At 34.1% G+C, this 13005-nt stretch carries 17 protein-coding genes; 13 read left to right on the plus strand and 4 right to left on the minus strand.

Going from position 1 to position 13005, the window contains the following annotated elements:
- Positions 1 to 137: 137 nt before the first annotated feature.
- The 4 genes from rdgC to J3U00_RS02655 all read right to left on the minus strand — a co-directional run bounded on the left by rdgC (position 138) and on the right by J3U00_RS02655 (position 3761).
- Positions 138 to 1025, minus strand: coding sequence for a recombination-associated protein RdgC (gene rdgC, locus J3U00_RS02640; RefSeq protein WP_267331420.1), 888 nt, complete (start codon positions 1023 to 1025; stop codon positions 138 to 140).
- A 50-nt stretch (positions 1026 to 1075) separates the two neighbouring features.
- Positions 1076 to 1849 (minus strand): hypothetical protein, encoded by a 774-nt coding sequence (locus J3U00_RS02645; RefSeq protein WP_267331421.1) that lies wholly within the window; start codon positions 1847 to 1849, stop codon positions 1076 to 1078.
- Between the two features lie 74 nt (positions 1850 to 1923).
- Positions 1924 to 2787 (minus strand): hypothetical protein, encoded by an 864-nt coding sequence (locus tag J3U00_RS02650; RefSeq protein ID WP_267331422.1) that lies wholly within the window; start codon positions 2785 to 2787, stop codon positions 1924 to 1926.
- A 224-nt stretch (positions 2788 to 3011) separates the two neighbouring features.
- Positions 3012 to 3761 (minus strand): LexA family transcriptional regulator, encoded by a 750-nt coding sequence (locus J3U00_RS02655; protein WP_267331423.1) that lies wholly within the window; start codon positions 3759 to 3761, stop codon positions 3012 to 3014.
- A 142-nt stretch (positions 3762 to 3903) separates the two neighbouring features.
- Here J3U00_RS02655 and J3U00_RS02660 point away from each other — a divergent pair, with 142 nt between their 5' ends.
- The 13 genes from J3U00_RS02660 to J3U00_RS02720 all read left to right on the plus strand — a co-directional run bounded on the left by J3U00_RS02660 (position 3904) and on the right by J3U00_RS02720 (position 13004).
- Complete coding sequence (locus tag J3U00_RS02660) at positions 3904 to 4101, plus strand: Cro/CI family transcriptional regulator (RefSeq protein ID WP_267331424.1); 198 nt, start codon at positions 3904 to 3906, stop codon at positions 4099 to 4101.
- Positions 4102 to 4137: 36 nt separating this feature from the next.
- Positions 4138 to 4626 (plus strand): YmfL family putative regulatory protein, encoded by a 489-nt coding sequence (locus J3U00_RS02665; protein WP_267375957.1) that lies wholly within the window; start codon positions 4138 to 4140, stop codon positions 4624 to 4626.
- Between the two features lie 214 nt (positions 4627 to 4840).
- Entirely contained in the window at positions 4841 to 5800 is a 960-nt protein-coding gene (locus J3U00_RS02670; RefSeq protein ID WP_267331426.1) for a hypothetical protein, read from the plus strand.
- Entirely contained in the window at positions 5797 to 6498 is a 702-nt protein-coding gene (locus J3U00_RS02675; protein WP_267331427.1) for a replication protein P, read from the plus strand. The genes J3U00_RS02670 and J3U00_RS02675 overlap by 4 nt, the downstream gene beginning before the upstream one ends.
- Entirely contained in the window at positions 6491 to 7237 is a 747-nt protein-coding gene (locus J3U00_RS02680) for a phage N-6-adenine-methyltransferase (RefSeq protein ID WP_267331428.1), read from the plus strand. Before J3U00_RS02675 ends, J3U00_RS02680 begins: the two co-directional genes overlap by 8 nt.
- A complete protein-coding gene (locus J3U00_RS02685) occupies positions 7234 to 7980 on the plus strand; it encodes a DNA-methyltransferase (RefSeq protein WP_267331429.1) in 747 nt (248 codons plus the stop codon). Before J3U00_RS02680 ends, J3U00_RS02685 begins: the two co-directional genes overlap by 4 nt.
- On the plus strand, positions 7980 to 9608 hold the full coding sequence (locus J3U00_RS02690; protein ID WP_416380187.1) for a DNA cytosine methyltransferase: 1629 nt from the start codon (positions 7980 to 7982) through the stop codon (positions 9606 to 9608). The genes J3U00_RS02685 and J3U00_RS02690 overlap by 1 nt, the downstream gene beginning before the upstream one ends.
- 2 nt (positions 9609 to 9610) lie before the next feature.
- A complete protein-coding gene (locus tag J3U00_RS02695; RefSeq protein WP_267331431.1) occupies positions 9611 to 9775 on the plus strand; it encodes a hypothetical protein in 165 nt (54 codons plus the stop codon).
- A 3-nt stretch (positions 9776 to 9778) separates the two neighbouring features.
- Positions 9779 to 10270: a hypothetical protein gene (locus J3U00_RS02700; protein ID WP_267331432.1), complete on the plus strand. Its 492-nt coding sequence runs from the start codon at positions 9779 to 9781 to the stop codon at positions 10268 to 10270.
- A gap of 85 nt (positions 10271 to 10355) precedes the next feature.
- Positions 10356 to 10610 carry a hypothetical protein gene (locus tag J3U00_RS02705; protein ID WP_267331433.1) on the plus strand — a complete coding sequence of 85 codons (255 nt, stop codon included), beginning with the start codon at positions 10356 to 10358 and terminating at the stop codon, positions 10608 to 10610.
- Positions 10607 to 10960 carry a RusA family crossover junction endodeoxyribonuclease gene (locus J3U00_RS02710; protein ID WP_267331434.1) on the plus strand — a complete coding sequence of 118 codons (354 nt, stop codon included), beginning with the start codon at positions 10607 to 10609 and terminating at the stop codon, positions 10958 to 10960. Before J3U00_RS02705 ends, J3U00_RS02710 begins: the two co-directional genes overlap by 4 nt.
- Positions 10961 to 10965: 5 nt before the next feature.
- Positions 10966 to 12129 carry a PIN domain-containing protein gene (locus tag J3U00_RS02715; protein ID WP_267331435.1) on the plus strand — a complete coding sequence of 388 codons (1164 nt, stop codon included), beginning with the start codon at positions 10966 to 10968 and terminating at the stop codon, positions 12127 to 12129.
- A gap of 146 nt (positions 12130 to 12275) precedes the next feature.
- The gene (locus tag J3U00_RS02720; protein ID WP_267331436.1) at positions 12276 to 13004 is read left to right on the plus strand and encodes a phage regulatory protein/antirepressor Ant; all 729 of its coding nucleotides are present in this window, start codon (positions 12276 to 12278) and stop codon (positions 13002 to 13004) included.
- The last annotated feature ends 1 nt before the right edge of the window (position 13005 follow it).

A 13005-nucleotide genomic window follows, 5' to 3' on the forward strand; every position in this document is an offset into this window, starting at 1 on the left:
TTGCCACTCTGTCGCCAACGGCGTGACTACCGTCTGGATACGGTTTATTGGCTTGTATATTTCAAATTAGTGGGCTAACTACAAAGGAATGGATCACTGCTAACACTAATTATCAGCGCATATACCAGACGCTGTTCTTATTGCACGGCTCTAGTAAAATCTTTAATCAATGCAGCTAATTCATTAGTAACTAAATAAAAATCTGCTTCTATTCGTTTAGCTTGATCATCCGGTGAAATATCACAATTTTCATCTAGCATTTCAGATGAATAGCTAATTTTGGAAAAAACTAACTCAGTATTTACTGTAAAAACTGTTTGCTGTTTATATGAAAACGATAGCGATTTAATTTCACGCCCGCCATTTAGATAACTTTTGACTTCTTCTGCAGTGAGGTTTTCGTCGATAAGTTTTATTTTCCCATTACCGTCCAAGGTATCAGCTAACATTGCATCATTGAGTACAAAAAAGTTAGCTGGAGGATTGTCATCTAAAACCCATTCTTTAAAAAATGGGGATACTGATTTTTCAGTATGAAGAGGTGTTAAGGATAATCGTCCCAATTCTTTTCTAATTAAGGACAAAATATCTTCAGCAACTTTGAAACTAGATGTTTCGATTGCTATAAATTGATCTTGATGATTAATCCAAACATACGTGTATTTATCTTTAGTAAATGCAACGGGTAATAAGTCAATAATAACTTCATCTTTTACACGATGTTTTTCCCCCTTAGTTGCTCTACGACCTAGTTTTTGTTCGAGTTGTTCAATTCGTTCAGATGTTTTTTTCTTGATAACAGAAGATGGTAAAATTTTACTTTCGGTACGTACTCTTAACAACGAGTGACCTTGGACTTGCAATTTTAAAACTTCATCATCACCAATTGGTGAAACAAAACCTTTTTTTATTGAGTCCGTTGGTCCGCAGGGTGTGAACGCCATGTTTTTTAGCATGTCATTGTTTAAACGTTCTATACTACTGTTTTTATCAAATTGATAAATAATTAGGTTTTTGAAAAACATATTTAATACTCCACTTTTTTATTTTATCTTTCTGCACTAAGATATCTTAATTAATCGTAATTGTTCGGGTAAACAATGTCGTCTACGTCACAGTCAAATACAAGTTTTGATTGACCATAATAAAGGGCAATAATTAAGTTTTGATATTTTGTATTGGTTGGTTGTAATAATTCCCCTATGCGGTTGCCAACAATTTTTGCTGCATAAACGTTATAAACATAACAGTCATCTAGATATAATTTACCTTTTACTTTTTCGTCTAAACGGCGACACGCGAGATAGTTGTCCAATGAGTGTTTGCTTCTTTCTGATAAATAACCCTTTTCAGGTCTCTTATCAAAATAGATATGCATGTATTCATTGTTATAATCGCTTTCCTCAATCCGGATGTCTGGACTGTACCATCTTTCCTCGTCTGCCTCCTCGACGTATTCCTCAACAAACGCCTCCAGCAAATCAGATAGATAAATATATTCAGGTATGGGGTATTCATTAATTATGTCATTAAGCATTTTTGTTGCTGTGTCTACAAAATGTTGCTCAACACCTGATGACATCCATTGCTGTTGAAGAGAATTAACAATTAATTGATTATATTTAGGAAGGGAAATGATATCTTGAATATTGGCTGGTAATGCTTTTTTTACTGCATTTCTTAGTATTTCACCAAAATCTCCATACGAGCGAAATTCACTATCGATTATGTCTTTGAATAGTTTTTCTATTGCATTATCTATTATTAATGCTGGTTTATCACTGTTATTAAAGCGGTCTACACCTTCCAGCAATAAGTCTTTTAATGTTTTATCTGTTTTATCTTTCATTTTTCACTCCACACGTGTTGTAAATTAATTTCTATTTTGTGGGTCTACTGCATTATTCCCACAATTTCGGTTATTTAAATATGGCAATCATATAAACTAAACATTTCGTCATCTGATGCACTGTTCACCAATTCCCAAAATTTACTATTCCAATCATCTTGTGACATAGTATCATCAGAAATACCAAACCACCCCATTTCCCCTTCTGAATACCATTGGCCGTCTTTTATTACTGCATACGTAACAAAACATGATTCAATTTTGCGTTTAATAAAACTTTCTTTTGATTTTCCAAAATAATCAAATGGACACTTAAACATTGGATATAGTTTAGAAATGATCTTGTCTTGTTCAATCAGTTTAACGGCTGGTTGATTCTGGTAGAACTCGCGAGCGTCGTTAATATTTTTATATTCTTTTCTACATGCAGCCCATGTTTTAGGGAATTCTAGATTATGTCTGGATAGGAATGATTGAAATAACGTATAATTATAGTCCGCCTCTGACCGTTCTTCGGTGATAACGGTATTAAAATCAATATTTTTCTTTAGGGCTATTGGTGCTGTCTCTCCATTTTTTAGTAAAAAATAGCTTCTCCATCTACCGCCTAACATATACCAATCCCATTTTGAGTTGGGGTTGGTTCTTTTGACCGCTCTAATCAATTTATCATCTTTGACTATTGCATAACCATATTTATGTCGGTTAGTTTTATCAATTTCGCGTTCATCTTGAACAATCAAATCTTCTAAATCTTCATTATATAGGGCTTCATTCAAATCAATTGCATCACCTTTATCAATAGATGAATTGATCTGTGCTGTGATATCTATGTCTTTAACATATTGATCATCAACCCCAGTGCTTTCAAATTCATGATACGGCGCTAACTGTTCGTCTGGATTATTTCCTATAACTAAAACTGCAAAATGGCTCATAATAATACTCCACAAATTTAAAAAAACGCTCTGGTCTGCACTCCGAGAGCGTGCGATTATTTCACAAATGATTAAAAACGTATCTTCACCGTAAAATATAACTGTAGATAATATTACTTTAGGTAATATTGTTAGTCAATAAAAAATTACTAATATTAAAAATATTATTATTTTTGATAATAAAAAACCCAGTAAACTGGGTTTAATTGAAAAGTGGATTGGATTTATAATTCGATCTTTGCTTCAACTACAACACCGATAATTGTGCAACTATCATCAATTTCAATTATTGGCCACGAGGGATTTAGGCTAACTAAAAATTTTTTCCCTGCATCTTCAACGTATTGCTTAAATGTTGCTTCACTGTCATTTTTTAATTTTGCGATTACTAGTTTATTTGATTTTGGTTTAATAGACGGATCTACTAAAATTAACATCCCTTCTGGTATACTTAGGCCAGACGGCGCAGTCATAGAATTCCCTTTCACTCGCAACCAAAATGAGTTTTTATCAACCATTTTTGTTGTTGATGGCCATTCTTTAACATCGTTAGTATTATACGATTCCATACTTTCTCTCCATTCTCCAGCAATTGCAAAATTTATGAGAGGATATTTTAGTTTTTTTGAAATTATATTCAAAATTTCGTTTGGTGTATAAAAGGCATCCGTTTCTTTTTTATTAGCTATTTCATAAACATGATCTTTGCTTGAAATCAACTTCATTTCTTCAGCTAACCTAGGGCTAAAACTACTAATTGGAACCTGTAAAATCTGAGCAAATGCAGAGGCAACTTTCAGGTTTAAGGCATTCACACCATTCATATAATGGCTAACAGCTGCCTGACCCGCAGTGATTGCATCTGCCAAATCTTGTTGATTTATACCAAGAATATCTTTTTTATCTAGATATATTCTTTTTAAAGCTTTGCTTTCATTCATTTGTTCTGTCGATAAATTTTTCTTTTTATTCATTTAGTTCAACCATAAACATAGTTTTGTTTATTTAATTATATTACTAAAACTTATATACAAAAAATACTAACGGTATATTGACATAATATTACTTTAGGTAATATTATATGTTTACACCTGCTAAAAAATGGAGAAAACATGCATGCAAATATCCTTATCAGAATTTGTCAAAAAACATACACAAACCGAAGCTTCAAAGGCACTTAATGTGGAACAGAGCTATATCAGCCAAACATTAAAAGCGGGCAAAAATGTTTTTGTAATTTGCAATGATGATGGTTCAGTTGATCGTGCAATTGAAATAAAACCATACCCCAATAAAAGAAAGATACAAAAATAAAATTGAATTATAAACCACAATATTATAGGAGGTCATGTGGATAACAGAAACTTTCCAATTCCTGATGAAATTATTGACGCAGTCCATAAGTTGATACGTTCATATCCTGGAGGTTATAGTGAAATGTCCAAACGTTTGGATCCAGAATCAGGCACTGAAAACTCGTTACGAAATAGAGTGAGAAAAGATAGGAATGATCAACAAGTCACGTTAGGAATGATATTAGAAATGGAAGCAGAAGCTAATTCTGATGTGATTACAGAGGCTATTGCAAAATATAGAGGCGGTGTTTTTGTTAAGTTGCCTGAATTTAATGAATTTGATAACGATGAGCTACTAAATAAATTTAATAATTTGATTGCAGATCTTGGTCAATTTTGCCGGCAACATAATGAATTTACTGCCGACGGAATTTTGGATAAAAAAGAGAAAAAGTCATTAAAGGCAACATCGTATGCAATTCAATGTAGATTGAGTGAAATTATCGTTATAACTGAGATGATTTTTGGAAAGGGTGACCGATAGCGAATTTTGCAGAAGCACTATCGGTCTAGTTGCAACAACACGTGTGGAGTATTAGTCGCATGAATAGTTTAACACTAAAATGTACTATAACGCAATTGCGTTGTAGATTTTTGCCGTTCGGCATTCAATATGAAGCCATGATAAACAATCAGTGGCAAGCTGTCACCCACCAATATGCCGAAAATTTGTGGGATCTGTTTAGAAGGTCTTATTCATGAGTAGACTTTTTGACGTAGTTACTCAAATGAGTGGACAGCGGAATAACATTAGCATACCGCGACCATACATATCATTTTGTAAAGGGGACTATAATCTTGCCGCTGTACTAGCTCAGCTTGTTTTTTTATCAGGTATGGGTATGCGAGATGATGGTTGGTTTTGGAAGAAAAATGAAGAACTTGGTGATGAACTTGGTTTAACAGTTGATCAAGTAAGATATTCAATAAAAAAATTGAAGTCATTGCTTGGTATCAGTTTGGAAACTTGCAAAAAAAAGGCATATGGCACACCAACAACACATTATCGTTTTAATGAAGATCTATTAGTCAAACTGTTGTTTCCAAATGGTGAAGAAGCCGAGCAATCCCGAATCGGTAAAATTACCGAATCAGAGAGGGAACCGTCACCGCACCCATTCGGGAAAATTCCCGAATCGAAACGGGAAAATTCCCGAAACCATGGATTCGGTAAAATTCCCGAATCTATAACAGATCCTATTACTAACATACAGATCCTAATTAATATGTCTCGGAATTTTTCAAATTCACAAGACGAAGGAAAATTAAATAAATTTTTATCTAAATATAACGATGCTTTTATCTACACTCCTAACGGCAAAAAGTGGGGGACGGAAGATGATTTAAAAGCCGCTGATTATATCTATAAGAAAATCCTGAATGTAAATCCAACCGCACAGGTACCGAATTGGTTTGAGTGGGCTAATGATATTCGATTACTCAGAACACAAGTGCTATGCGACAAATTTAGTAACCCACATCATGAAATCTGTCGTCGTTTCAAAATAGCGTATCAAGATGATTTTTGGCATAAAAATATTCTAAGTCCTGCTAAGTTGCGTAAACATTGGGATAGATTCCATTCTACAACAAACAATAAACAAACATCATCAGAAATTGATTGGCACAGTACTGGGTGGGCTGGAGGAACTGTATGAAATCGTTGACCGAGATTTATGACAATGGTAATGGGTTAGCCGTTAAAGCTCAGCCAGTTGATCGTAAAATTTATGTTATTAATGAAATTGAAAAACAATTCAATCAAATATTCATTGAGTTAAAAGCGGTATTCCCTGCAATAACGGCTCTTATTAAAACACAATCAGATCTAGATACATTCAAAAAACAATGGTTATTGTCATTTGCTGAAAATGGAATAAACACATTACGTCAGTTTGAAATTGGTATGAAGAAAGCACGTCAACAAAGCACTCCATTTGTCCCGTCGCCAGGTCAATTTGTTTCATGGTGTAAAGAGGGTGAGGCATCAGATATGGGGTTGCCAACAGTTGCTCACGTTATGAGAGAGTTCAACAAGTATGGTGCTGAGATTGGTTTTTCATGTCAAACAGCGGAGGAATTTCCATGGTCACATCCAGTTATGTATTGGATTGTCACAGATTTAAGACGGCACATGAAACAATATAACCAATCATTAGCCGAGGTGGAACAACGAGCTGCATTGTTAATTAATAAATGGGCTAAAAAATTAAGCAATGGTGAAGTTGTACCAAAAATTAGAATTCAAATAGAACATAAAGAAAAATCTGTCATTACAACACAATATCAAGAAACACAAGCAGTGAAAGATATGTGGGAGAGAATCAGAGCAAAACGGAGTCGTGAAAATGGGTAAGGTAGATTATAAACATTCAAAAAGTAAAACAGATTCAGATATTAGAGATCTGTGGCAAACACCGATTGAATTATATGAATATCTAAATGCGCGCTTTAATTTCGTTTGTGATGTAGCAGCTAGTGATCACAATTACCTGCACCTGAATTATTTAACAGAATCATATGATTCAGTGCTTAACGGGTGGTCGCATTTAAAAAGTGGTTATGCGTTCTGTAATCCTCCATATTCTCGCATTTTGCCATGGATTAAAACTGCGAGAGAAGCGGCGGATCATGGAGTTGGTACCGTGATGCTTTTACCAGTGGACACCTCGGTTGAATGGTTTAATGAATTACGCAGATTAGCAAGTGAAATCTATTTTATTGTTAATGGACGAATTTCATTTGTTCGATCTGATAATAAACAAAAAATTAACGGCAACAATCGAGGTTCATTGTTCGCAGTATTCAATCCGCGCGGTTTTGGTGATTGTCGAGTTTCATTTGTTGATCGTGATGAAATATTCAAAACATACGAAAAAATAAAGGGAAACATACCAGACCCAAATATTAATACAGTCTGGCCAAAAGAAGTGAATAGAATTTTTGATTCAATTGAAAATGCCAAATATTTAAAACTTGAGGCACAAACAAAGGTCAGACAAAGTATTAACAAAATGATTATGGACAGACTACCCCCAGAGCAACTGAACAATGCCGCTAAAATTTTAGTTGATCGCATGGAGGCTAAACTATGACTTATGAATTGCTTCATGGTGATTGCTTAAGTCTGATGAAAGACATTCCAGATAACAGCATTGATATGATTTTATGTGATATGCCGTATGGTACCACGCAATGTAAATGGGATAGCGTTCTTGATTTACCTACAGTTTGGAACTGTATAAATAGAGTAACAAAGGTAAATACGGCTGTTTGTCTATTCTCTGCACAACCATTTACTAGTGTATTAGTAAATAGTAATCTGACAAACTATCGAACGGAATGGATATGGGAAAAACCTGCAGCTACTGGTTTTTTTAATGCAAAAATTCAACCACTGCGCGCTCATGAAAACATTGTTGTTTTTTATCGCAAAAAACCGACTTATAACCCTCAAATAACACATGGACACCAGCGTAAAACCGCAAGAAAGCATAATGTGATTCAATCAGAGTGTTACGGGAAAGAAGTGTCTGTACAAGATTATGATTCTACTAGCAGGTACCCTCGCGATATTATTAGGTTTTCTAGTGATAAACAATTATCTAACTTGCACCCCACTCAAAAGCCTGTTTCTATTTGTGAATATCTAATAAAAACCTATTCAAATAAAGGTGAAATCGTCCTAGATTTCACAATGGGTAGCGGTTCCACAGGTGTGGCTTGTTTGAATACCGATCGTAAATTTATTGGCATAGAGAAAGACGATAATTATTTCAACGTTGCAAAAAATAGAATTGAGCAACATGAATTATTTTTACAAATGGAGCTTGAATGATGAGAGAGTTAATTGTTGATAATTTTGCTGGTGGTGGTGGCGCATCTACTGGTATTGAACTTGCAATTGGTAGAGGTGTTGATATAGCCATTAATCATGATCAGAATGCTATTGCAATGCATGAAACTAATCACCCCGACACGTTACATTATTGCGAATCTGTTTTTGATGTCGATCCAATTGTTGCGACAGCCGGTTATCCAGTCGGACTTGCATGGTTTAGTCCTGATTGTACTCATTTCTCAAAAGCTCGTGGCTCTACGCCAGTTAAAAAAGAGATTAGAGGACTTGCTTGGATTGTTATTCGCTGGGCATTGCTCAAACGACCACGAGTTATCATGCTTGAAAATGTAGAAGAGTTTAAAACTTGGGGACCAACAAAAATCAATGAGAACGGAGATGAGTTTCCTGACTCTACTCGAGCAGGAGAAACATTCCGTGCATTTGTTGATATGCTGAGTACTGGTATTGATAGTAATCATCAAGCGTTAGATGAAGTTTGCGATATTATAAATTTAGATCGTAATGGCCCAGAAGTGGAAAGGCTAATCAACGGACTCGGTTATCAAGTTGAGTTTAAAGAATTAAAAGCATGTGACTACGGAGCACCTACAATTCGTAAACGGTTTTTTATGGTAATGCGTTGTGATGAGCGGTCCATAGTTTGGCCTGAAGCAACCCACGGTGATCCTAAATCTGCTGATGTAATAAATGGTAAATTGTTACCGTATCGTACAGCTGCTGAATGTATAGATTGGTCCATTGAATGCCCAAGTATTTTTAACCGCAAAAAGCCGTTGGCTGAAAATACAATGAAACGCATAGCTAGAGGAATTAAACGATTTGTCTTTGATAATCCAAATCCTTTTATTGTAAGAATTGGTCAAACTGGTTTTGGTGGTGATCGCTTATCTTACGATATTGATAAACCATTAACGACTATTACAACTAAAGCGGAGCATTTATTAGTTAGCCCAACAATTATCCAATATCACACTGAACGGAATAATAGCGAAGTACGAGGTCAAGATCTCGAATCGCCAATCAAGACTGTTGATACTAATCCTCGTTATGCATTGGTATCTAGTTTTTTAGCAAAGCATTTTGGTGGCAATTATAATGGTGCAGGGTATGAACTTAACGAACCGATGCATACAGTAACAGCAACCGATCATAATGCATTAGTTACATCCCATTTAATGGAGTTACGCGGATTTTGTAAAGATGGACGTATGCTTGATAAGCCAATACCAACAATCACGACAAGTGGTGCTCATTTAGCGCAAGTAAATGCCTTTTTACTTAAATACTACGGAAATGAAAAAGAGTGTCCAAGTCTCGATGAACCTCTTCACACAGTTACATCAAAAGACCGTTTTGGATTGGTAACTATCCATGGTGTTGATTATCAAATTGTTGATATCGGAATGCGAATGTTACAACCGCATGAACTGTATAAAGCACAAGGCTTTCCTGATTGGTATCTAATTGATCACGACTATAAAGGCACAAAATACCCAAAATCAGCGCAGGTTGCCAGATGTGGTAATGCGGTACCACCACCATTTGCCGAGGCTCTAGTGAGAGCAAATTTACCAGAATTATGTGTTGTTAGAGAGGTTGCATAACAATGTTGAATATATCACGTGAACGTATAGAGTTTGAATCCGTCATGCGCAAAAATGGGTTTCCTGATAATCATTTACGAAAGGATCGTAAAGGTAGATATTTGCGAAAAAATGTTGAGTCTGCATTTCAGGGATGGATTATGAAAGCGATAGCTAAAAAAGGATGAGAGATGAGTGAATTGAATCATAATGAACTTTGTTTAATAGCTGATAAATTTCTAAAGCGTAATGGTTTTGGAGTGGTATTCCATGACCGTTATCAAGCGTGTATAGGAACTGGAGAAAAGCCTGATGCTATTGGATTTAGAAATAATGTATCTCTACTAATTGAATGCAAAACCAGTCGATCTGATTTTTTGGCTGATAAAAAGAAAACGTTTAGGATCAATCCCAATCTTGGAATGGGGGACTGGCGTTTTTACCTGTGTCCACCAGATTTAATCAAAATTGATGACCTGCCCATAGGGTGGGGGTTACTGTATGCCTGTGGCAACAGAGTTAGAAAAATACACGGGTTTCCTACAAATGTGACGCTGATTACTGATAAACCATTTAATAGCAATAAACAGGCCGAGTGTGATTTTTTATATGGTGCACTCAGGCGTATGGTTATTCGCGGACATTTTGATGATATTTATACAAAATATAACGCAAATGAATAGTAGCAGACGAAAAAAAGTATGTACTTTTTGTGGGTTAAATTTAACAAATGATAGCACCATATTTTGCGATGGAGTAATAGGCTTTATGAATGTTGTTAGCGAAAATACAGTTATTGGCTGTGACGCAGTAATGTGTAGAAATTGCGCAACAAAAATAGGATTTAGTCATTATCATTCAGAATATGCCCCAGTGAAAAAAATCATTGACACGATTGATCTGTGCCCGATTTGTAATAACAACCACGCAGATGGCGAATTAAATATTGTTACCAATGTTGAATCTGCAAAACGGGCGCATTTAGCGTTAATAAATAGAAGTTTGTTTAGGATTGTAAAATGATTACTTTGATTTTGCCATTTCCACCCTCAATGAATACATATTGGCGTAATTTAAATGGAAGAACGTTATTAAGTGCAAAAGGTCGCAAATATAAGACTGATGTTGTTTATGCAGTTTATGAACAATTAAAACGGGTTCCAAAACCAATTACAGATAATGTTGCTGTCAACGTTGAGTTTTATCCGCCTAACAATATTAGGCGTGATATGGATAATTATTTTAAAGCTTTGTTTGATTCGCTGACTACAGCTGGTGTTTGGATTGATGATAGTCAAATAAAACGAATTGAATCTGAGTGGTTTGAGTCAGTAATTAATGGTAAAGTAATTATCTATATAAATAAAAAATAGTTATTATGTCAGACACCAAAATTATAAATTATAACGACCTTAATTTAGATGATTATTGTGCAATTAGTATTGATACTAATGTTTTTAGAAAAACTGGATATAACTTTCAAAGTTCTTTAATAAAACGCTTACCTGAATTAGGGATGATCTGTGATATTTTAATTCATGAGATAGTATACAGAGAAATGGAATCTCACTTAACAGAAGAACTACAAAAAATTGATGAAAATGTAATTAGTACTTTAAATGAACTAAAAAAGAAAAAATCACATATAACTAATGAACAATTAGATATAGTGAAAAATACGCTATCAATTGGTCATCATGAGAATATTATCGATGTCAAATTAACAAAATTCTTACAAGAAACAAAATGTAAAATAATAGATTGTTATGCTGATTTTGATATAAAACGTTTGATAGATGATTATTTTAATAACAAATATCCATTTGAAATAAGAAATAGCAAAAAAAATGAATTTCCAGATGCAATAATACTTCATTCCCTTGAAAATTATGCCAAGAGAAATAAACAAAAGATTTTAATAATCTCTGAAGATTTAGGGTGGCAAAAATTTGCTGAAAAATCTGATTACTTAGATTGTGTTGATAACTTGTCGGTTGTTTATGATGCTATTTATCCATTTGAAATAAAGCAAAATATTATTAACTGTATAAAGAAAATCTTTTTTCTTCAACCCAATCAACAATATGACACCCTTTTTAACTTATTATCTTGTGAAGTCGAAAAGTTAAATATTTCGGTTATAGCTAGTTGTTCTTGTGCAGAAGTAGATTTAGTGGATGAAAATTATCAAATTGATCTTGAAAATATTATTTTATCTAAAGATTTAAAAATCAATGTAATAAGCATAGAACAAGGTAAGATGAGTTTTACACTTCCAATAACGCTAAATATTTATATAACCACAATGCTAGCTTTTTATAAATACAGCGATTATTCAAATTATTATGAAGTCGGCCGTCAACCTTATGAATATGAAGAATTATTCACTACGGATATCACATTGGAAATTTCATTTTCCAATTCACTTCGTTTGAACGATCTTACTATGTTTGATTTAAAGATAAATCGGGTAGAACTACCTTTTAATACCTTAGATATTGATTATGGAAGCGTTTATTTAGACATATATGAAGATTATTAAGTTTCTTTTTATAAAAAAGGGATATATGAAAATATTGGTTGAATAAAATTCAAATAGTTGTAATTAGCAAATTAATTATATATATTAAATCTGTCAGAGTGCAGACTGACGTTGAACAAGTGCTTAACAATAGTGGAGTATTAAAAATGTATAGCCAATCTTCTGTGGTGACAGATAATGCCACATCAACAATGCCGAACGGCAATCAGTTAACCATGTCTAGCCGTGAAATTGCAGAATTAACTGGGAAAGAGCATAAAAATGTTATTAGAGATATTAATAACATGATTGAATCTTTAAAAAAAGATGGACCAAATTTGAGCCATGAAATAAATCAATCAGTTACATATCAACATGATGCCAGAGGTTATATTAGCAATATTTTATTAATTAAAAAGTATGTTGAATGTTTATTAACAGGTTACAGCATTCCTTTAAGAATGAAAGTAATTGATCGCATGCATCAATTAGAAGATAACTTATTTAAATTGCCTAAAACATTACCAGAGGCGTTACGTGCATATGCTGATGAATGTGAAAAAAATTTAAAGTTGGAAAGTAAGATACAAGAGGACGCCCCTAAAGTTGCGTTTGTTGATAATTATGTAATAAGTCGCAATTCTAAATCTTTGCGAGAAACTGCAAAAATTCTCAAAATGTCAGAAAGGGCTTTGATAGAAGCATTGATCAGAGATAGGTTTTTGTATCGGCTATCTGGTAATTTATTGCCGTATTCTCGCCCAAGCATAAAATCTTATTTTACTGTTAAAACTGGTTCCGCTGAAAATGGACATGCATACTCACAAACTCGAGTAACAGCGGAGGGTATTTCATGGATTGCTAGTCGTTATGCATCTGAACTAATGGTTAATTAGG

Origin of the sequence: Gilliamella sp. B3127 (genome assembly GCF_026536935.1) — a bacterium.
Classification (GTDB): domain Bacteria; phylum Pseudomonadota; class Gammaproteobacteria; order Enterobacterales; family Orbaceae; genus Gilliamella; species Gilliamella apicola_E.

Excerpts from the sequence above, each read along its gene's own strand:
- J3U00_RS02675 (WP_267331427.1), top strand. The coding sequence starts at position 5,797 with ATGAAATCGTTGACCGAGATTTATGACAATGGTAATGGGTTAGCCGTT.
- J3U00_RS02690 (WP_416380187.1), top strand. The coding sequence starts at position 7,980 with ATGAGAGAGTTAATTGTTGATAATTTTGCTGGTGGTGGTGGCGCATCT.
- J3U00_RS02695 (WP_267331431.1), top strand. The coding sequence starts at position 9,611 with ATGTTGAATATATCACGTGAACGTATAGAGTTTGAATCCGTCATGCGC.
- J3U00_RS02670 (WP_267331426.1), top strand. The coding sequence starts at position 4,841 with ATGAGTAGACTTTTTGACGTAGTTACTCAAATGAGTGGACAGCGGAAT.
- J3U00_RS02645 (WP_267331421.1), bottom strand. The coding sequence starts at position 1,849 with ATGAAAGATAAAACAGATAAAACATTAAAAGACTTATTGCTGGAAGGT.
- J3U00_RS02650 (WP_267331422.1), bottom strand. The coding sequence starts at position 2,787 with ATGAGCCATTTTGCAGTTTTAGTTATAGGAAATAATCCAGACGAACAG.
- J3U00_RS02705 (WP_267331433.1), top strand. The coding sequence starts at position 10,356 with ATGAATGTTGTTAGCGAAAATACAGTTATTGGCTGTGACGCAGTAATG.
- J3U00_RS02720 (WP_267331436.1), top strand. The coding sequence starts at position 12,276 with ATGTATAGCCAATCTTCTGTGGTGACAGATAATGCCACATCAACAATG.
- J3U00_RS02700 (WP_267331432.1), top strand. The coding sequence starts at position 9,779 with ATGAGTGAATTGAATCATAATGAACTTTGTTTAATAGCTGATAAATTT.
- rdgC (WP_267331420.1), bottom strand. The coding sequence starts at position 1,025 with ATGTTTTTCAAAAACCTAATTATTTATCAATTTGATAAAAACAGTAGT.
- J3U00_RS02655 (WP_267331423.1), bottom strand. The coding sequence starts at position 3,761 with ATGAATAAAAAGAAAAATTTATCGACAGAACAAATGAATGAAAGCAAA.
- J3U00_RS02715 (WP_267331435.1), top strand. The coding sequence starts at position 10,966 with ATGTCAGACACCAAAATTATAAATTATAACGACCTTAATTTAGATGAT.
- J3U00_RS02680 (WP_267331428.1), top strand. The coding sequence starts at position 6,491 with ATGGGTAAGGTAGATTATAAACATTCAAAAAGTAAAACAGATTCAGAT.
- J3U00_RS02710 (WP_267331434.1), top strand. The coding sequence starts at position 10,607 with ATGATTACTTTGATTTTGCCATTTCCACCCTCAATGAATACATATTGG.
- J3U00_RS02660 (WP_267331424.1), top strand. The coding sequence starts at position 3,904 with ATGCAAATATCCTTATCAGAATTTGTCAAAAAACATACACAAACCGAA.
- J3U00_RS02685 (WP_267331429.1), top strand. The coding sequence starts at position 7,234 with ATGACTTATGAATTGCTTCATGGTGATTGCTTAAGTCTGATGAAAGAC.